Source organism: Agriterribacter sp., from assembly GCF_035497235.1.
GTDB lineage: Bacteria > Bacteroidota > Bacteroidia > Chitinophagales > Chitinophagaceae > Agriterribacter.
The window spans coordinates 98,811-118,054 of record NZ_DATJEB010000042.1; the positions used below are offsets into that span (position 1 = coordinate 98,811).

The following is a 19,244-nucleotide window of genomic DNA, read 5'->3' on the forward strand; positions in this document are numbered from 1 at the left end:
TAGCTCTAAAAGCAGGTTTGCATCATCAATAATTTTAATCAGCCAATCTGCGGCATATGGCATGCAACATTCAAAAAATCTTTATCTTTCCGTCTCTTCAAGATCAAAATATATTCCCTTGAACCGTTTTTTTACCTGCTGTTTTTTTCTACTGGCTTTTTTCTATTCGAGCGCTCAAAAAAAGAACGCTGCCTTTCAACTGCATATTCATAAAACCGATACACCGATTCATATAGATGGTATAGCAGATGAAGCCGGCTGGCAAAACGCAGAAGTGGCCGGTGATTTTCGAATGGTTTTACCTATGGATACCAGCGGTGCGTTGGTGCGTACGGATGTAAGCATGACCTATGATAACGAGAATCTTTACCTGCTGGCGGTTTGTTATAACTATGGCGAAGGAACACATATGGTGGAATCGCTGAGACGGGATTTTTCTTTTTTGAAGAACGATAATTTCCTGTTGTTCATGGACACTTTTGAAGACCAGACAACGGGTTTTTCTTTTGGTGCCAATGCGTTTGGCGCGCAATGGGACGGCGCTATGTATGAAGGCGGAAAAGTAGATCTGAGCTGGGATAATAAATGGGCTTCCGCTGTAAAAAACTATCCCGATAAGTGGGTATTTGAAGCGGCTATCCCGTTTAAAACGATCCGCTATAAAAAAGACGCGAAGCAATGGGGCGTCAATTTTGGCAGGAATGACCTGAAGACTACGGAGAAGTCGAGCTGGACCCCTGTGCCGCGCCAGTTTCCCACGGCATCACTTGCCTATACCGGATCCATTATCTGGGATGAAGCGCCGCCAGCCCCACGCTCTAATATATCCATTATACCTTACGTGCTGGGTAGTGTGGCAAAAAATTATACTCATCATACCAAATCCGTTTTTGATAAAGGTATCGGTGGTGATGTTAAGGTTTCTATCGGGCCTTCACTTAACCTTGACCTTACCGTGCGCCCCGATTTTTCGCAGGTGGAGGTAGATAAGCAGGTTACAAATCTCAGCCGTTTCGAGCTTTTTTTCCCCGAACGCCGTCAGTTTTTCTTAGAGAACGGCGACCTGTTCGCCAATTTTGGTTACGCAGATATACGGCCATTTTTTTCCAGGAGAATAGGACTGGGTGTTCCCATTAATTTTGGCGCCCGGCTAAGCGGTAAGCTCGACAAAAACTGGCGCATAGGCGTTATGGATATGCAAACCGCGAAAGTGGAAGAACGCAATTTGCCGGCCCAGAACTTTGCCGTGCTGTCTTTACAGCGCAAGTTATTCAGGCGGTCAAACATCGGCTTCATTTATATTGATAAAACATCGCTGAATTATAATCCCAATGCGGCCGACAGCAGTAAGAACGTTTACTCACGGTATAACCGGAATATAGGAATGGAATATAACCTCGCTTCTTCCGGTAACCAATGGACGGGCAAGGCACTGGTGCTCAAATCTTTTCAGCCCGGCTCCGCCGCGGATGACTGGATACAGGCGGCCAATATACAGTACAGCAGCCGTAAATGGTTTATTACCGCGCAGGCGCAGCATGTAGGCAAAAACTATACTTCAGAAGCGGGCTATGTGCCGCGCAAAGGGTATATGAAGCTTAACCCGCTTATCACACGTTATTTTTTTCCTGCGGGAGGAAATATACTTACGCACGGGCCGCAATGGAGCAGCGTGTTTTACTTCAATTCGGCGTTTAAGGAAACAGATCACTCCAATATATTATCTTACCTCATAACGTTTCGCTCCAAAAGCACATTTAACTTTGTTGCGCAGAACGATTATGTACAATTGCTGAACCCCTTCGATCCTACCAATTCCGGGAAAGATTCACTGGCTTCAGGATCAAAGCATAACTGGAATACCGTTGGCTTTGATTATGTTTCGGCGCCGCAGCACCTGTTTACCTACACCGCAAACATGCACTACGGCGGCTATTATGCCAATGGACATTTGTTTACTGCCGGTGGCGATGTGGGATACCGCTTTCAGCCTTTTGTGAATATTACTATGGGTGCCAGCTATAACCGGCTTTTGTTAGCGCAGCCCTGGGGCAATACTAATTTTTTACTGGTAGGCCCGCGTATAGATGTAACGTTTACGAATACCCTCTTTTTTACCACCTATATCCAGTATAATGAGCAATTGAAGAACCTTAACGTTAATGCCAGGCTTCAGTGGCGGTATAAGCCCGCTTCTGATCTGTTTTTGGTGTATACTGATAATTACTATCCGGGTCCTTTTGCGGTTAAAACAAGGGCATTTGTACTAAAGTTTAATTACTGGTGGAACCTGTAAGGGTGAATAGTGAGAGGTGAATGGGGAGAAACGGGAAATGTGAAAACAGGCCACCCTGAAACCTGTAGTTTTTTCATCTCTTTCCCGGGGAATACCTGACCTGTTTAGCAGCATATCTGCATATATGCATCAATAGGTGTGATCCATACCTGAATTTTCTTTAGCTTAGCGATTCTTAAAAATAATATTATGGCACTAATAATTGGATCAAAAGCACCTGATTTTACATTGATCAATACCGAAAAGAAAGAAGTATCCTTAAAGGATTTCGCAGGCAAAACATTAGTAATAAATTTTTTCCCTGCAGCTTTTACAGGCGTGTGCACCGAGCAGATGTGCAGTAACCGGGATGATTCGGGTTTTTACAGCAGCCTTGGCGCTTCGGTAGTAGGGGTTTCTGTTGACATGCCTTTTACCCTGGGCGTATTCAAAACGCAGAACAATATCAACTTCGATCTGCTATCCGATTTCAACAAAACCATGATCCGCGACTATGATATGTACCTTGAGGATTTTGCGCTGGGATTGAAAGGTGTGGCTAAAAGAGGTGTAACCGTAGTGGACGGCAGTGGTACGGTAGTGTATGCCGAAGAAACAGCAAACCCCGGAACACAGGTGAACTTTGCTGCATTGAAGACTGCCCTGCAAAAGATCAGGTAGGCAGGTGGTGAGCGGTGAATAGCGAATTCACCCTTGCCTATTCACATACTGCTGCCCGCTCATTTTCATCTTATGCTCACGTTTAAAACTTTATTACTTTCGGCTATTAATTCATGACAAATATTGAAGAAAAGGGAAAGCTTTGGAATAAAAATTTTATCATTACCTGCCTCACTTATTTCCTGGTCGCCTGTTCCTTTAATCTTTTAATGCCAACTATTCCGCTCTTTTTGTCGGGAGAGTTGGGGGTATCTCCATCGAAGATCGGAGTGGTGCTTTCGTCCTATGTCGCTGCCCTTTTAATCATCCGTCCGTTTAGCGGATATTTAGTGGATGTTTATGCAAGAAAGCCACTCTTAGTATTGGGGATCAGCTTGTTTGTGCTTACATTTTTAGGCTATTACTTTGCAGTCTCAATTTTGTTTTTTATTATGCTGCGGTTCGTTCATGGATTGTTCTGGGGATTGTCCACCGTTTCTGCAAACACGGTAGCCATTGACATCATTCCTGCATCGCGGCGTGCAGAAGGGATCGGCTATTTTGGCGTTAATATCAATATTGCTATGGCAATAGCTCCCTACATTGCGGTACAGATATATGATGCATACCATTTTAACGCGTTGATTTCATCTGCCCTGTTCATGGGATCCCTGTCCATTGTAACGTCCCTCTTTATCAAAGTACCCCATAGAAAAAAGCTCGAGAAGGTTCCTCCGATTTCCCTGGACCGGTTTATTTTGGTGAGAGCAATCCCCATTTTCCTGAATCAATTGCTTCTGGCTTTCGGCTGGGGCACTTTGGTGGCTTATGCCGTTTTATACGGAAAGGGTATAGGCATAAAAAATTCAGGGATTTTTTTCCTGTTTTTAGCCGGCGGAATTGTATTCTCCAGGGTTACTTCCGGTAAACTGGTTGATCGCGGGTACCTGCACCAGGTAATGGCTGTGGCGATATTGCTGATTAGCGGGGGATATGTGGGCTTCGCCCTGGTGCATGATATATATGTTTATTGTATTGCTGCTTTTTTGATCGGTACCGGATATGGAACGCTCTTCCCGGCTTTGCAGACCATTTATATAAATATGGCTCCGGCTTCTAAACGCGGTACCGCCAATTCTACCTATTTAACCGGCTTTGACCTGGGCATTGGAACCGGGATGCTGATGGGCGCCTGGTTAGCCGGCATTTTTGGATTTGCCAATATGTTTTTAATTACAGGGGGACTGAGTTTTGTTGCGCTCTTTATTTATTGGTTTAATTCGAGGCACGTATATGAGAAAGGCCGGATCGCGTGTCCATAAAGTTCAGCCGCAGGGCAGGATGGTTTTGGATGCAGGAATCATTAAGAGCCATTGGTAATAAACTTTTTCCCTGCTGCTTTTAAGGCTGCTTCACTAACTTTAATTCTTTGATAATATTGCCTGCACCGCCCAGCTTTTCAATGCACCATAATACATAGCGTATATCCACGCAAATACTCCGGTTCATGTCTTTGTCGAAAGCGAGCTTATGGCTTAATGCCTCATAGTTGCCATCGAAGGCCAGTCCTATTAAATTGCCATTAGCGTCTATTACCGGAGAGCCCGAATTGCCGCCGGTGATATCGTTGTTGGTAATGAAGCATACTACCAGGTCGTTCAGCCTTTTGTCAATATACTGTCCAAAATCTTTCCTCTTCACCAGGTCAATCAATTTAGGGGGGAGATCAAACTCGTAATCGCCGGGGATATATTTTTCCATAACCCCCTTCATGGTACATACGGCATCGTATTTTACCGCATCCCGGGGGCTGTAGCCTTTTACATTACCATAGGTTACCCGCATGGTAAAAGTAGCATCCGGATACATTTTCTTTTGCGGATCCATTTGCATATTGCCTTTGAGGTATAAGCGCCCGAGATCGTTATTTTGCATATTGAACCGTTGAAAAAGCGGCTCATATTTGGTATTATAGTTCTTTACAAACCCGCCTGCATAAATAAATGCTGGATCATTTTGAAGTGTTACGGCATCTGGCTTATTTATGAATGCCTCCCACTTTGCATCGTTTAAGAAAATGGTATTACTGAATACAGCCAGGGCCCAGTTCCTGTAAGTTGCTGCATCATTCAAATCGCCGTACGCGGCTTTTATTTTTTCATAAAAGCCAACAGGATGCTGGGCTTTATCAACATCGGTGTAAAACATATAGCATGTTGCAGCCATTATCTGCTGGTCGGAAATAATATCCTCATCATGCTTAAACTTTTTTCTTGCCGCATCTGCCGCTTCAAGTCCCTGCTTAACTACCGCGGCATCCGCACCCTGTTTAAGCATATCGCTTTCCAGCTTTATAAGTGTGGCTGCAAATTTAGCCAGCGAAGCGCCAAGAACACCCTCGTTAATATATACCCTGTGTTTGGCATAGGGTATCCAGGCCTCGTATACTTTTGGCCACGCTGTAAATACATTTTCAAATTCGGGTTTGCCCTTTGCCCATTGAATAAAACGGGCTTCTTCTTCCTGTTTCTTTTCGTAAATATGATATTTAAGCAATTGCTTGGTTTCTCCATCATAAAATTTCCAGTAGTTGGCAACGCCTGCATACATAGGGGCTAACCGGAGCTTTACCGCAGGATCTTTTTTCATTTCCTGAAACATCGCTTTCAGGCGTACATCGCGGAGGTTTACAAGGCTGGGGTTATTGATAGCTGTTGCCAGTTTTATACCATACGATGTTTCATAACGGTTTGTGCCGCCGGGATAACCATAGATCATCGCATAGTCGCCATCCTTTACTCCTTTAATAGAAACGGGTAAAAAATGCCTGGGTTTAAATGGTATATTATCTGCGGCATAAGCTGCGGGTTCGCCATTAACACCTGCATATACGCGAAACACGGAAAAATCGCCGGTATGCCGCGGCCACTCCCAGTTGTCGGTGTCGCCGCCAAACTTACCCACGCTTTCAGGCGGCGCGCCAACCAGCCGTATATCGTTGTATTGCTGGTATACAAAAACAAGAAATTGATTTCCTTTGAAAAGCGCGCTTACCCTTGCCTGTATGTTTTTAAGCGGGTCGGAATATTTTTCATTGACCTGCGCGATGAGCTCGCTTTGCTTTTTGGAGCGGTCATCTGCGCTTAGTCCTTCTAACTCCGGCGCTATTTCTTTTGTAACATCTTCAATTTTCAGCAGGAACTGAACGCTGAGCCCCGCTGCAGGGATTTCCTGCTTTTTATCATAAGCCCAAAAGCCATCGCGCAGGTAATTATGCTGTAAATCGCTGGCTGCCGTTATAGCGCCGTAACCACAATGATGATTGGTAAACAGCAGTCCTTCATTGCTTACCATTTCGCCGGTGCAGCCTCCGCCAAAAATAACGATAGCATCTTTTATAGATGCTTTATTGATACTGTACAATTGCTCGGAAGTGAGTTTAAGTCCCCGCTTAACCATGTCGGCATATACCTGTTTGCCAAGCAACAGCGGTAACCACATACCCTCATCGGCATAGGTTCTGCCAAAAGAAATAAACAGTGCCACCGTAATAAGGAATTGCTTCATAGTGCTTTCAGTTTTACACAACAAACCTACTGTAAATATTGAAAGCAAACGCTTAGTCCGGCGGCAATTTACGGGCAGGTATTCCCCGCCCGTATATGTATTCCTGAACTGCTATTGTAATTTCCTGACCATTACATCTTCCACCATACGTGTTTGGGTGTTCACCTCAAACGTCTCCGAATGCCTGTTCTTCTTATCACTGATGATAAAAATGAGCCTGCTGGCTTCTGTTTTAGGAAGAATAAATTTCTTGTTGAACTTACTGTCTGTAAAAGCGCCCTGGAAAAGGGTTTCTCCGTTTTCATCCTTAATGGTTACGAAAAACCTGGCAGCATTAATATTGTTGTATGTTACAGTAAACATTAATGACTGATTCTGCGAGCCCAGATATTGAATATTGGCTAATTTTTTGAACGGGTCAACGTCCATAGAGGAGCGGGCTGCAGCCGGAATGGTAATTGCTGCAATAGCGATAGCAAATAAAGATTTACGGATAACTGAAAAAAATGTACGCGGTTCCATATGTATTTGTTTTAGTTTACTTCGTTGTATGGAAGCAATCCTGTATTCATATGGCATTCGTGTGTATTAACTATAGCAAACGCAAGCAGGCAATGTATGGCTAAGTTGCATGTGTTTGGAATGAAGAGAGCAACAATTTATTGAAACAAAAGTCAATAACAGGCATGACGTGAAAGTTACGGGCGTATTAAAAGCAAGTTAAACTAAAAAAGGGCGTTATATTTTATATTTTGCAATGTGCGGAATAGCTCAGGAATAAAGGGCTTGTTTTTGAACTTAAAATATGACTGATAAAATACATGATCAAAAAGAATAGCCGGCAAGATCGGATAGTGCCACAGCAGATTGCTCCCCGGTTCCGAGTTTCTTTATAATGCAGGTATTGCTTTCCAGTTCACGGCTGCCGATCATTACTGCGTAAGCAATATGTTTTCTTTCCGCATATTTAAACTGCTTATCAAATTTAGATTGTTCATGATATAATTCGCAGGATATGCCTTTATCCCGCAGTTGCTGCATCAGGGAGAATGCTTTTTTACTTTCCGCTTCGCCTAAGTTAAAAAACAATACCTGTGTGCCACTATGCACTTCCTGCGGAAATAGTGCCAGTTCTTCCATTACATCGTATATCCTGTCAATACCAAAAGAAATACCCACTCCCGGAATATTGGGTACTCCAAATAAGCCGGTGAGGTCATCATAGCGGCCACCGCCGCCAATGCTCCCCATTTGTACATTTCTTGCCTTCACTTCAAAGATGCTCCCCGTGTAATAATTCAATCCTCTTGCTAAGGTGAAATCAATAACCGGCGGTTTAATATGTGCGGATGACGGATAGTGCAAAATGTATTCAAGCTCTTCTATTCCCTTTACTCCTGCCTGCGTGGTGCCAAGTAATTCTTTTATGGCGTTTATTTTTTCTGTGTTGCTCCCTTCCACATGAAGGTATTGGCGAATAATGCCAACCTGTTGCTCATCCAGCCCTCTCTGCAATAATTCTTCCTGTACTTTTTCAATTCCTATCTTGTCTAATTTGTCAATAGCGATGGTAATATCCGTTAGCTTTTCATTCCCGCCGCACAATTCGGCCAGGGCCGATAATATCTTCCGGCTGTTGATTTTAATGTCAGCATCAATGTGTAGCTGCTGAAATACCGTGGCGTATATATGCACCAACTCTACTTCATTCATCAGTGAAGTGCTGCCTACCACATCCGCATCGCACTGGTAAAACTCGCGGTATCTGCCTCTTTGCGGCCGGTCGGCCCGCCACACCGGCTGCACCTGGTAGCGTTTAAACGGAAACGTGAGTTGCCCGTGGTTCATAGCTACATAACGGGCGAAAGGTATGGTGAGGTCATATTTCAGGGCCCGTTCCGTAAGCTGCTTATCATTCTTTCCCTGTAATACATTTTCAAAAGCGGCCCTTGCCTTATCCGTATTCCTGGGATCACTCAGTCCGTTGTTCAGTATCTTAAAAATGAGTTTATCGCCCTCTTCGCCATACTTTCCCATCAGCGTATCTAAGTTTTCCATGGCGGGCGTTTCCAACGGTTCAAAACCATACAATTCAAATACGTTTTTAATGGTATTAATAATATAGTTTCTTTTTCTGACAACGCCGGCGCTGAAATCCCTGGTACCCTGTGGAATAGAGGCTTTGCTCATGCTGCTATAATATTGAGTGTAATGTTATTTTGATGATAAGGCATAGTGTTCAATGATATTATCGCAGGCTTTGTCAATCATGTCAAATACCTGGTGATAGCCCGCCTCGGGTCCCGACCAGGGGTCGGGTACATCCATATTACTGCCGGGGTATACTTCATTCATCAGCAACTTCACTTTTGCGCTATTGAATTTTTTCCCTGTTCTCCATTTCATTTCATCTATCACATCTCCGGCCATGGCGTAAATGATGTCAAATGCTTCAAAATCATCGCCGGTAATATTTCTGCCTCTTTGCATGCCGATATCTATACCATGCAGCCGCGCCACTTTTTGCGACAGGCGATGCGGGGCTTCACCCACATGATAGCCATTGGTGCCGGCGCTGTCTACCTGCCAGTTCAACCGCGCCTGTTCTATCTTGTGTTCCATAATACCTTCCGCCAGCGGGCTTCTGCAAATATTGCCCAGGCATACCATTAATATCTTCATAGTTAAAAAATCGGGGCAAAGGTAAACATTAGGATTTGAGATTGGATATTTCTGATTGGGGGCAGGGGAGGTTATAGGTCTCAGGTTGCACACACGGCAAACTACTAACGGCAGGCTGAGTACGCCTTCTTTCACCGCTCTCCTGAGTTTTTTAGTTTATCGTTTGTAGTTTATGGTTGCATTTCGCTTCAAATTTCGTATTCCCGGCTTCGTATTTAATCACGTATATTAGTTGAAAGTGAACTTATGTATATCATCTCACGGATAAAAAAATACCTGTTGATTTTTTTATTGCTGCCGGTTGTTATGGCAGCAGCGCAACAAGCTCCTGCTCCTGATGTTTCCACTTACCAGCCTCCTGTTTTTAAAGATGATGCAAGAGTGGGAAAAATTAAGACGTTGTTACCGGTAATAGAAAAAATGTATAAAGATTATGCGGAGGAAAAGAAATTCCCCGGAATGGCTTTTGGCATTGTGGCAGATGACCGGCTGATATATACAGGCAATGCAGGCTATACAAACCTGGCGAAGAAAATACCCGTTAGTTCGGCCTCGCTGTTCCGGATTGCTTCTATGTCAAAAAGCCTCACCGGAATGGCTATCCTGAAATTGCGGGATGAAGGTAAACTCAAACTCGATGATGAAGCCAGCCGTTATATTCCTGTGCTGAAAGATGTGCGCTTACTCACTGCCGATGCGCCGTCTATTACTATACGCGACCTGCTTACACACTCTGCGGGCTTTCCTGAAGATAATCCCTGGGGCGACAGGCAATTAGGTATTACGCACGATGTGTTTATGGCAATGCTGCAAAAAGGTATTTCTTTTTCTAACGTACCGGGTATTACTTACGAATACAGCAATATGGGTTTTGCTATGCTGGGTGAAATTATTACCGTGGTTTCGGGAACATCATACCAGCAATATATTACCAGTGCTATTTTAAAGCCATTGGGCATGACACATACCATTTGGGAATATTCCAAAGCACCTCCCGGATTGCTGGCGCATGGCTACAGGTGGCTGAACGGCAACTGGCAGGAAGAGAAGCTGCTGCACGATGGAGTGTATGGCGCCATGGGTGGCTTAATTACTTCGGTAGAAGATTTCAGCAGGTATATGGCTTTTCATTTAGCGGCATGGCCGCCACGCAATGATAAGGAAACGGGGCCGGTTAAACGAAGTGCTGTTCGTGAAATGCAGCAGGCATGGCGGTTCAGCAGTATCGTTAACACATTTACCTATCCCGGCGGACGAACTTCGGCTATGGTAAACAGCTATGGCTATGGACTGCGCATTAGTAAAGATGGTGAAGGGAGAGTGTATGCGGGACACTCCGGTGGTTTGCCTGGTTTTGGAAGTCAGTGGATGATTATGCCCGAATATGGGATTGGCGTTGTAGTATTTGGCAACCTTACTTATGCAGGAATGAGCGCGATAAACTGGGCTGTACTCGATACATTAATTGCCGGCGCTGAACTTGCTCCCCGTCAGTTGCCTGTTTCGCCTGTATTACAACAGCGAAAGGAAGAGTTGGTAAAATTGCTGCCTGACTGGAATGGAGCAGAAGAAAGTAATATTTTTGCTGTCAATTTTTTCCCTGACCGTTCATTGGCTATCCGTAAAAAACAATCGCAGGATTTATTCAGGAAAGCGGGAAAGGTTGTTCGTATTACTGAACTGGTTCCTGAAAATCAATTACGCGGTAGTTTTATATTGCAGGGTGAAAAAACAGGTATTGAAATCTATTTTACCCTCACGCCTGAAAATCCTGCACTCATACAGCAGTTGGATATGGAAGAGGTGAAGCGATGAATATATATTTGCACTATTAACAAAACAAAATAAACCTTACCGGAACAATTCTTATTCATGCGATTATCTATTTTGATTGGTATTATTTTTTTGGCTATCCATGGGCTGTATGCCCAAACTATTATTAATGTATTGGATTTTGGCGCCAGGCCGGATAGTTTTGAAGACGCTGTTCCGGCTGTTAGAAAAGCTATTGCAGCTTGTAAAGACAGCGAAACCATAACCCTTCTTTTTCCGGAAGGGCGATATGATTTTTGGCCGGATTTTGCGGAAGAAAGAAATTATTTTATCTCCAATACTTCCAGTGAAACCGAATGCCCTTCCAAAATGAAAAAGATTGGAATACTACTGGAGAACAAAAAAAATATTACGATTGACGGAAACGGATCACGGTTTATTTTTCATGGTAAAATGATCACGTTCGCATTTGATCATTGTAAAAATATCCAATTCAAAAATGTGTCCATAGATTTTGAACGGCCATCCATGTCTGAACTTACGTTTGTACATGTTTCTGATACGGCTATTGTTGCGGATATTCATCCGGATTCGCGATACGACATTATCAGCAACAAACTTGTTTTTTACGGCGAAGGATGGACCATGCATCACTATCATGCCATTCTTGTAAAACCCGCACAGGGTACTATGTTCTACAGCAGTTGGAACCCCTTTTTGAAAAGTACGGCAACCGCCTTATCGGCCAACCGGGTTGTTTTTAAGGGGAATTTTTCCGGTACCCGTTTTATGCCGGGTGAAGTGCTCACCATCCGCGATCCTATCCGCGACCATGTGGGCGCTTTTATTAACCGTTCTGAAAATATTTCGCTGCGGAATGTGCGCCTGCATTATATGCATGGCCTGGGTATTGTAAGCCAGTTCTCCGAAAATCTTCATTATGATAGTATTGATGTAACAGCGTCCCGCGGCAGGCAGATTGCCGCTTTTGCAGATGGTATGCATTTCTCGGGCTGCAAAGGAAATATACGGGTTGAGAACTGCCATTTTAAAGGATTACACGATGATCCGGTGAATGTGCACGGCACGCATTTGCAGATAACGGAAATACGATCGCCCACCAGCGTTAAAGTGAAATTCATGCATGCGCAAACCTATGGATTTGAGGCGTTCTTTAAAGGAGACTCGGCAGGGTTTACCCGTTCTGCCAGTTTACAAACTTTTGGATATGGCGTGGTAAAAATCGCCACGTTAATTTCGGAAAGAGAGATGCTGATTGAGTTTGAAAGAAGCATTCCTGCCGGGATACAAAATGGCGACTGCCTGGAGAATATAACGTGGACGCCTGCCCTCACCATACGCAACTGCCGGTTTGAGGGAACCAATACCAGGGGATTGCTGGTTACCACCCGGCGAAAGGTGTTGATTGAGGATAATACTTTCTATCGTACCGGCATGCACGCTATTCTTATTGCCAATGACGCTTCGGGTTGGTTTGAGTCGGGTCCTGTAGAAGATGTTACGATCAGGAGGAATACTTTCCAGGAATGTGGTTATAACAGCGCGCCCAATCATTATGTAATTAACATCGCACCGGAAAATCACCTCCGGGTTAAAAACTTTTATGTACACCGGAACATCAGAATTGAAAACAATATTTTTAAAGTATACGACCGGCCCGTTTTGGCAGTCAAAAGCGTTCAGGCGCTTTTGTTTCAAAACAATACCATTCTTAAAACAGGCTTCATGCAGGTAACAGATAATACCCGGCCGTCATTCCAGCTTGCAGAAAGCCATATGGTGAATATCAGTAAAAATCATTTTACAGGAATGGCGCCGTCAATACAATTGAGTAATATGAGTGCTAAAGAAATAAAAACGGACATACAAAGCGTTACTACCGAGCGTTAGAAAACGAAGGAGGAGTAGTCTGGTTAGATTTGCTGTAAAAGATGCCGCAGATGCACAGATGAAATCTGCGGTAAAAAAATCAAACATGACATGCGAGAACTAATTTTAGTTCAGCTTTTGCCGCTGTACGCCTTCCTGCACAACGGTTCTGCCGGCTTTACCCGATGCGTCAAATGTTTTAAATTGTAAAGTACCCGTTGCCGGAATGGGACCATTATATATGGCTGATTGTTGTGTGGGTTCAGAGCCATCCGTAGTATAGTGAATACTGACGCCCGGCAGCGATACGTTTGCCCTTGCCTCCCCGTTTTCTACGATTACGCCTGCGGGCGGTACCCGGTAAGCATACCCGCCGTTAGTATGCGCCAGTTTTGGAAATTCTTTTTGTGCAATGGTATTGGCAAACCGGTTCCATCCTTCATTAATGTTATTCAGTCGAAGCCGGCGGTTGCTTTGTGTTTCCCATTTCCTTTCGGGCGACCATGCGCTTTCAGCGAAGCCTATCAGCTTGGGAAGCATATAGTATTCCAGCATATCCCTGCCTTTTATGGTTTCGCTCCAAAGCTGGGCTTCAACCCCAATGATATTTTTTCTTGCCTCCGGTTTCAGATTCTGCAATTTTGCCTCCGGTACATCCCAGTGCAGTTCGTTGCCCATAGCACCTTTGAGGGTGGTATTAAACATATTGAAGGGAGCAAAGGCCCATGCGTTTTTAGTGTCAATAAACCCGGCCCAGTATAGCCCGGGTTCTTTCGGATCGTTATTATAGGCCAGGTCAAAATAAAAATTAGATACATTGCAAAGCACTACATGATAGCCCGCATTGGCTAACTGGTAACCCAAATCGGGATAATCGAAAAGATTATTCCAGGTATAGGGTACCACTTTTTTGTTTGCAAATTCAGGGTTGGGAATATACCTGCCCGTGGCATCTTTAATAAGCGCTACTTCTTCCCAGCCATGTACTTCGAGGTTCCTTTTTTCCATTCTTTTTAAAAGCTCACGAAAGAAATACGTTTGCAGGTTCTTGGGGTCTTTGATCTCGGGATGTTGGCTTAACAGTTCCAATGCTTCAGGCGATTGGGTCCATGCGCCTTCGGCCACTTCATCTCCGCCGGCATGAAATACATCCATCTTTAATCCCGCTTCTTCATACATCTTCGCAAATTCGTCTACCACCTTTTCAAAAAACCGGTAGGTTGATTCGCGGCTCACGTTCACTACATTGTCTTTATACATTTGAGCGGAAAGGTATACCGATTTGTCTGCCGGGTCAACCAGGCGGTATTCATTCGCTTCTGCTTCCTTTCCTTCCTTCATCAAACGCTGGTAGCGTGCTTCCATAGATTTAATGGCGGCGCGGGCATGACCGGGGAAGTTCAGTTCCGGGATCACTTTTATATGGCGTTTTTTTGCGTATTCCAGTATTTCAATAAAATCTTTCCTGGTATAAAATCCGCTGCCATAATGGCCTTTGTCGTAAGCAAAAGGTCCCGAGCCATAGGCGGGATGTAATGCCGGGGCATTTATACTACTCACATGCGAACGTTGTGCGCCTACTTCAGTTAATTCGGGCAGGCCGGGAATTTCAACCCGCCAGCCTTCGTCTTCTGAAGTGTACAGCAGGAAGTGATTGAGCTTGTACTGTGCCATCACATCCAATACCCTGAAAATAGTTTCCTTTTCCTGGAAGTTGCGGCTCACATCAAGGTGTACGCTGCGAAATCCAAACCGTGGCGCGTCATCAATGGTAACAAAGGGAACTGCCGCTTCCGCGTTTTTGCTGATGTATACCTGGGTTGGGATAAGCGCCAGCAGGCTCTGAACGCCATAAAACACGCCTGCCGCATCGGCGCCGGTAATAGCAATGCCGTTTTCGCTTATACTTAACCGGTAGGCTTCCGCTTTTTGTTCTTTAAGGGCCGATGGAGCAACAGATAAATAAATACCCTTGCTGTCAGCATTGCCTTCGCTCACGGCAAAATCCTTTCCTGTAATTTCTTTGAGTTTAGCCGACAATATATCCGCTTCGTTTTTCAGGGAAGATGTATAATGAATGGCGTTGCCTTCCAGCGCGAAGTTTCCGCTGCCCCTGGAAAAATGCATAGGCGTAGGAATAACAGGTAAAAGCTGATCGGGGTTTAATACAGATAAAGCGGCGTTTTCCCAATAGGTTTTAGTAGCAGATGCCGGCGCTTCCAAATCGGCTGTACCCCGCAATAATTGTTCCCTGCGTGTAAAAGGGATGAGTGTATAATCGTCAATTCTGGCAATGCGTTCTTCTTTGCCTTGTCCATCATAAAAAACAATATAAACGCCCAGCGGCTGGTCTGTTTCCTTTATTCTGGCCTCCCTGGCTTTATAGATGATGTCAATAGAATCACCTGCAGGCAGTGAAAAACCCGAATTGGGAGATAATTTATACCAGTCGCCGTTCAGGTGTTCAAGCTTTGCAGGTTGCGGGGTATCCGGCGGCAGCAGGGGGCTGGGAGCAATGGAAAAGAAAACCGCCCAGTTTTTATCGGTAAGTTGCTGTTCTTTTTTATTAACCAGGTTTATCCGTGCAGTATAGCCTGAGTCGGTGAAATTACTCACCAGTTCCCATTTCATACCAATGGCGGCGATATCATCCTGTTTTATTTTCGTTGCCTGTTGATTACAGGAAATAAAAATGGTAAGGGCAAGGAGCAGCGAAAGAGGTAGTTTGAAATATTTCATATCTAAGCGCATTGGGATATAAAGATATGGTGAGAGAGATATTTGCCGGGGCAGTATACTATGTAAAGCGAAGGTATTTATACGTTATACTTCCTTCTCTCTTCTGCTCCCGGCATACAATTCATATTCGAGTAACCGGCAATCAATAGTGCTGGTATAAAATTCTATGCGGCGACTGGCTTTTAACCCTGTTTTTTTAGCCAGTTCCAGGTTGCCTGTAAATACGTAGCCATAGTAGCCTCCGCAGCGTTGCTTCATAAAATCGCCGATGCGTTTATAGGTTGCTTCCAGTTCCTGTACCTGCCCCAGCCGTTCTCCGTATTCGGGATTCATAAACATAATACCTGCCGCATGCTGAGGCACTTCGGTATCCGCAAAATCGCAAATAGTAAAATCAATCAGTTTAGCAACGCCCGCCGCTATAGCATTTTTCTTTGCATTTTCAATAGCCCTTTCGCTATAGTCTGAAGCAATAATACGCAGGCCCGGTACATCAATGATCTGCGCTTCCAGCAGTGCGTCTTCCTCCAGGTATACGGCATCGTCATATCCCTGTATATGCATGAAGGCATAATTTGTTCTGAACAGGCCCGGCCGGCGGTTGGTAGCAATCAGCGCCGCTTCAATGGCTATTGTTCCCGATCCGCACATGGGGTTTACGAACGGCGAAACCCTGTTCCAGCGGGTGGCATAAATGGTGGCGGATGCCAGCGCTTCCAGCATGGGTGCCAGTCCTGGTATTTTGCGGTAACCATGCCGCGCTAATGAATTGCCCGAAGTATCTATAAAAATTTCCGCCTGATTGTTTTTCCAGAACAGGTTAAAAACGGCGCCCGTGAGTTCGGATCCGGAAGATGGGCGTTTGCCTGTTTTTTCCCGTATCCGGTCAACAATAGCATCCTTTACCCGCAGGTTGGCAAACAAATTATTATTGATGGTTTCATTGCTTACATTACTCGTAATAGAAAAATAACCGGCGTCCGGTAAAATGTTTTCCCATGGGTAATCAACAAGATTGCGGTAAATAGCATCGGCATCGGATGCTTCAAATTGCTTCAGGCTGTACAATACCTGGCTGGCGCAACGCAGGTTAAGGTTCAGTTTTATACAATCATTCCCTGTGCCGGAAACACGTACCCCGGTAATAAAGCGGTCTTCAACAGTAAATCCCAGGTCTTTTGCTTCCTGCTCAAGATAAGGTGTAATGCGCTTGTGGCAGGTAATAGTAATCGTTGTTTTTGTTATGAATACGTTCATTGTAAAATGGTAAGATAGTAAAATAGTAAGATGGTAAGAAGCAAACTTTGAACACTGGTATTCCCTTAGAATCTTACGATCTTACAAATGTACGCTCTTACGTTTCACAAATTAGTACCCGTGGCCTTACAACATCAGCAACGACAATATATACACCATCGCCAATGCCGTTAGTCCCATGAACACGGTAGCCAGCGAATATACTTTCAGCATAACTTTCATTTCTAATCCGGAAAATTTGCTGATCACCCAGAAGTACGCATCGTTGGCATGGGAGATCATCATAGAACCGGCGCCCATTGCCAGCACGCAAAGCAGTTGCCCGGCTGGCGTATGTAATCCCAGTGCGGGCATCAATGGCTGTATAATGGATGCTGCCGTAATAATAGCCACAGTAGATGAACCCTGTGCGGTTTTAAGCAGGGCGGTGAGCAAAAACGGGAAAAAAATGCCCATGCTGGCAAGAGGTAAACTGTCGCCGAGATGGTTGCCAATTTTGGTGGCGGCAAGCACAGCGCCAAAAGCACCGCCGGCGCCAATGATCACCAGGATACTGCCGGCTTTTTCCACTCCTTCCTGCAAGAGCCTGCTTATGGCACTTTCCTTCCAGGAACGAACAGGGATAAGCGCCAGCAATACGCCAATAAACAATGCGATCATGGGATCGCCTGCGATCTTAAAAAAATTCCATATGCTGCTGTCGTGCGCTTCCACCGAGCTGAATGAACCCAATGCGATTAAAATTATAGGAACGATTACCGGCAGGAAGGATTGCGTTACCGAAGGTAATTTTGCATGTGCATCATCATCGTTTTCCCGCGTAACTGGCAGTGGCGGCATTTTTTTTCCTGCATGTTTCGCCCACCAGTAACCCACCGCGCTTGCCGGAACAGCAACGCCTATGCCCGCCAGGATAAGCTTGCCAAGATCAACGCCAATAATGCCTGCGGCAGCCGCTGCTCCGGGGTGCGGAGGAATAAGACAATGCACCGCGTATAAGCCTGCCGCAAGCGAGGTAGCCATAACTGGTACCGCTATTTGGGTGCGCCGGGCCAGCGTTTGGTTGAGTCCGCTCAGCACTATATATCCCGAGTCGCAAAAGATAGGCAGTCCTACCACAAAGCCGGTAATGTTCATGGCCAGGGATGCATGCCGTTCGCCGGTTTTTTTTAGAATGAATGCCGCCATTACCCGTGTGCTGCCTGTGTGTTCGAGCAGCACGCCTAATGCAGTGCCGAGTACGATTATAAAGCCCAGCGATTGCATGATATGCCCAAACCCGTTTTTCATAGCGCCAATAACTCCGGCAAAAGGCAGTTGCACACCAATACCTACCACAAAGCAGGCAACGGAAAGAGCAAAAAACGCATGTACCTTAAGCCTTGCCGTTAGCAGGATGATCAGCGCGATGCCTGCCAGAAGAAAAAACATGATCTGTATAAAATCTGCAGACATGAGTTATGATTCGTTGATAAAAATTGAATCATCAATTTACTACTTCCTTTTTTAGATGGAAATATTTTATTAACATCCCTGCAGCACAATTTCACCTGTACCCGGTTTTTGAACGAAAAATAACTTACTATTTTTGCATGATGTATTTTTTTAGAATCGTTTTTCCTGTACTGTTAATAATAACAGGTATGCCTGCCGGCGCCCAGATTGTGAATGTGGAATCCCGCAGAATTCAAACAGATACTACCGGCTGGGCCGGAAGTTTTGGCGGCAGTATTAATCTATCTAAAAATGTAGACAAGGTGTTTTCTGCCGGCGCCTTTGCCCATCTGCAATATAAGAACAGTAAGAACCTCTATCTTTTTTTGGGTGATTATTCTTTTTTGAAGGGCGCCCAGAAAAAATATACAGACAACGCTTTTTTTCACCTGCGCTATAACCGGAAAATCAGTAACCTGCTTCGCTGGGAAGTATTTACGCAATTGCAAACCAATAAAATATCCAAAATAGATAATCGCTTTCTTACGGGTATGGGGCCGCGATTTAAATTATCAGGTTCGGGTATGCTGCAGATTTATTTGGGTGTGCTAGCCATGTATGAATATGAAAGAGCGCTAACGGAGCCGCCTGTTTCCCGTCATAGTGTACGTAACAGCAGTTACCTGAGTTTTACACTCAAGCCCACCGCTACCCTGGAAATCATCAGCACCACATTTTACCAGCCGCGGTTGGATCAGTGGGGCGACTTTCGTATATTGAACCAGGAATCCGCTAACCTGTTTATTACACAAAAATTATCGGCAACCATAAACTGGAACTATTTATACGATCAGTTTCCCGTGGAAGGCATTCCCAGGAGTAACTATACATTTTCCACCGGGTTTAAGTATGCGTTCTGATCAATGATTTACCGGCATCATATTTCAAATTGCTACTGCATTTTGAA

At 44.7% G+C, this 19,244-nt stretch carries 13 protein-coding genes; 6 read left to right on the forward strand and 7 right to left on the reverse strand.

Going from position 1 to position 19,244, the window contains the following annotated elements; translation table 11 throughout:
• Window positions 1–118: 118 nt before the first annotated feature.
• The 3 genes from VL121_RS15030 (at window position 119) to VL121_RS15040 (ending at window position 4,257) form a co-directional block, all read left to right on the forward strand.
• Window positions 119–2,296: a DUF5916 domain-containing protein gene (locus VL121_RS15030; protein ID WP_325406752.1), complete on the forward strand. Its 2,178-nt coding sequence runs from the start codon at window positions 119–121 to the stop codon at window positions 2,294–2,296.
• Between the two features lie 189 nt (window positions 2,297–2,485).
• The gene (locus VL121_RS15035) at window positions 2,486–2,956 is read left to right on the forward strand and encodes a redoxin domain-containing protein (RefSeq protein WP_325406754.1); all 471 of its coding nucleotides are present in this window, start codon (window positions 2,486–2,488) and stop codon (window positions 2,954–2,956) included.
• A gap of 113 nt (window positions 2,957–3,069) precedes the next feature.
• Window positions 3,070–4,257: an MFS transporter gene (locus VL121_RS15040; protein ID WP_325406756.1), complete on the forward strand. Its 1,188-nt coding sequence runs from the start codon at window positions 3,070–3,072 to the stop codon at window positions 4,255–4,257.
• A gap of 79 nt (window positions 4,258–4,336) precedes the next feature.
• On the opposite strand, the gene VL121_RS15045 is transcribed toward VL121_RS15040, so the two are convergent.
• The 4 genes from VL121_RS15045 to VL121_RS15060 form a co-directional block, all read right to left on the reverse strand.
• The gene (locus VL121_RS15045) at window positions 4,337–6,502 is read right to left on the reverse strand and encodes a S46 family peptidase (RefSeq protein WP_325406758.1); all 2,166 of its coding nucleotides are present in this window, start codon (window positions 6,500–6,502) and stop codon (window positions 4,337–4,339) included.
• Between the two features lie 111 nt (window positions 6,503–6,613).
• Window positions 6,614–7,024, reverse strand: coding sequence for a hypothetical protein (locus VL121_RS15050; protein ID WP_325406760.1), 411 nt, complete (start codon window positions 7,022–7,024; stop codon window positions 6,614–6,616).
• A gap of 303 nt (window positions 7,025–7,327) precedes the next feature.
• Window positions 7,328–8,692, reverse strand: coding sequence for a histidine--tRNA ligase (hisS, locus tag VL121_RS15055; RefSeq protein ID WP_325406762.1), 1,365 nt, complete (start codon window positions 8,690–8,692; stop codon window positions 7,328–7,330).
• Window positions 8,693–8,716: 24 nt separating this feature from the next.
• The gene (locus VL121_RS15060; RefSeq protein ID WP_325406764.1) at window positions 8,717–9,184 is read right to left on the reverse strand and encodes a low molecular weight protein-tyrosine-phosphatase; all 468 of its coding nucleotides are present in this window, start codon (window positions 9,182–9,184) and stop codon (window positions 8,717–8,719) included.
• 246 nt (window positions 9,185–9,430) lie between these two features.
• Here VL121_RS15060 and VL121_RS15065 point away from each other — a divergent pair, with 246 nt between their 5' ends.
• Window positions 9,431–10,999, forward strand: a complete 1,569-nt coding sequence (locus VL121_RS15065) for a serine hydrolase domain-containing protein (protein WP_325406767.1) — start codon at window positions 9,431–9,433, stop codon at window positions 10,997–10,999.
• Window positions 11,000–11,056: 57 nt separating this feature from the next.
• Window positions 11,057–12,868 (forward strand): alpha-1,3-galactosidase-related protein, encoded by a 1,812-nt coding sequence (locus tag VL121_RS15070; protein ID WP_325406769.1) that lies wholly within the window; start codon window positions 11,057–11,059, stop codon window positions 12,866–12,868.
• A gap of 105 nt (window positions 12,869–12,973) precedes the next feature.
• Here VL121_RS15070 and VL121_RS15075 read toward each other — a convergent pair whose 3' ends face one another.
• The 3 genes from VL121_RS15075 to VL121_RS15085 all read right to left on the reverse strand — a co-directional run bounded on the left by VL121_RS15075 (window position 12,974) and on the right by VL121_RS15085 (window position 18,298).
• Window positions 12,974–15,586 (reverse strand): family 20 glycosylhydrolase, encoded by a 2,613-nt coding sequence (locus VL121_RS15075; RefSeq protein ID WP_325406771.1) that lies wholly within the window; start codon window positions 15,584–15,586, stop codon window positions 12,974–12,976.
• A gap of 84 nt (window positions 15,587–15,670) precedes the next feature.
• A complete protein-coding gene (locus VL121_RS15080; protein ID WP_325406773.1) occupies window positions 15,671–16,843 on the reverse strand; it encodes a THUMP domain-containing class I SAM-dependent RNA methyltransferase in 1,173 nt (390 codons plus the stop codon).
• A 126-nt stretch (window positions 16,844–16,969) separates the two neighbouring features.
• Window positions 16,970–18,298: a GntP family permease gene (locus VL121_RS15085; RefSeq protein ID WP_325406775.1), complete on the reverse strand. Its 1,329-nt coding sequence runs from the start codon at window positions 18,296–18,298 to the stop codon at window positions 16,970–16,972.
• Between the two features lie 137 nt (window positions 18,299–18,435).
• Between VL121_RS15085 and VL121_RS15090 the strand changes: the two genes are divergently transcribed.
• Window positions 18,436–19,197 carry a DUF481 domain-containing protein gene (locus VL121_RS15090; protein WP_325406777.1) on the forward strand — a complete coding sequence of 254 codons (762 nt, stop codon included), beginning with the start codon at window positions 18,436–18,438 and terminating at the stop codon, window positions 19,195–19,197.
• Window positions 19,198–19,244: the final 47 nt, after the last annotated feature.

Bases quoted from the DNA above. Each gene is read 5' to 3' on its own strand.
- VL121_RS15035 (WP_325406754.1), top strand. From the start codon at position 2,486: ATGGCACTAATAATTGGATCAAAAGCACCTGATTTTACATTGATCAAT.
- VL121_RS15040 (WP_325406756.1), top strand. From the start codon at position 3,070: ATGACAAATATTGAAGAAAAGGGAAAGCTTTGGAATAAAAATTTTATC.
- VL121_RS15045 (WP_325406758.1), bottom strand. From the start codon at position 6,502: ATGAAGCAATTCCTTATTACGGTGGCACTGTTTATTTCTTTTGGCAGA.
- VL121_RS15050 (WP_325406760.1), bottom strand. From the start codon at position 7,024: ATGGAACCGCGTACATTTTTTTCAGTTATCCGTAAATCTTTATTTGCT.
- hisS (WP_325406762.1), bottom strand. From the start codon at position 8,692: ATGAGCAAAGCCTCTATTCCACAGGGTACCAGGGATTTCAGCGCCGGC.
- VL121_RS15060 (WP_325406764.1), bottom strand. From the start codon at position 9,184: ATGAAGATATTAATGGTATGCCTGGGCAATATTTGCAGAAGCCCGCTG.
- VL121_RS15065 (WP_325406767.1), top strand. From the start codon at position 9,431: ATGTATATCATCTCACGGATAAAAAAATACCTGTTGATTTTTTTATTG.
- VL121_RS15070 (WP_325406769.1), top strand. From the start codon at position 11,057: ATGCGATTATCTATTTTGATTGGTATTATTTTTTTGGCTATCCATGGG.
- VL121_RS15075 (WP_325406771.1), bottom strand. From the start codon at position 15,586: ATGAAATATTTCAAACTACCTCTTTCGCTGCTCCTTGCCCTTACCATT.
- VL121_RS15080 (WP_325406773.1), bottom strand. From the start codon at position 16,843: ATGAACGTATTCATAACAAAAACAACGATTACTATTACCTGCCACAAG.
- VL121_RS15085 (WP_325406775.1), bottom strand. From the start codon at position 18,298: ATGTCTGCAGATTTTATACAGATCATGTTTTTTCTTCTGGCAGGCATC.
- VL121_RS15090 (WP_325406777.1), top strand. From the start codon at position 18,436: ATGATGTATTTTTTTAGAATCGTTTTTCCTGTACTGTTAATAATAACA.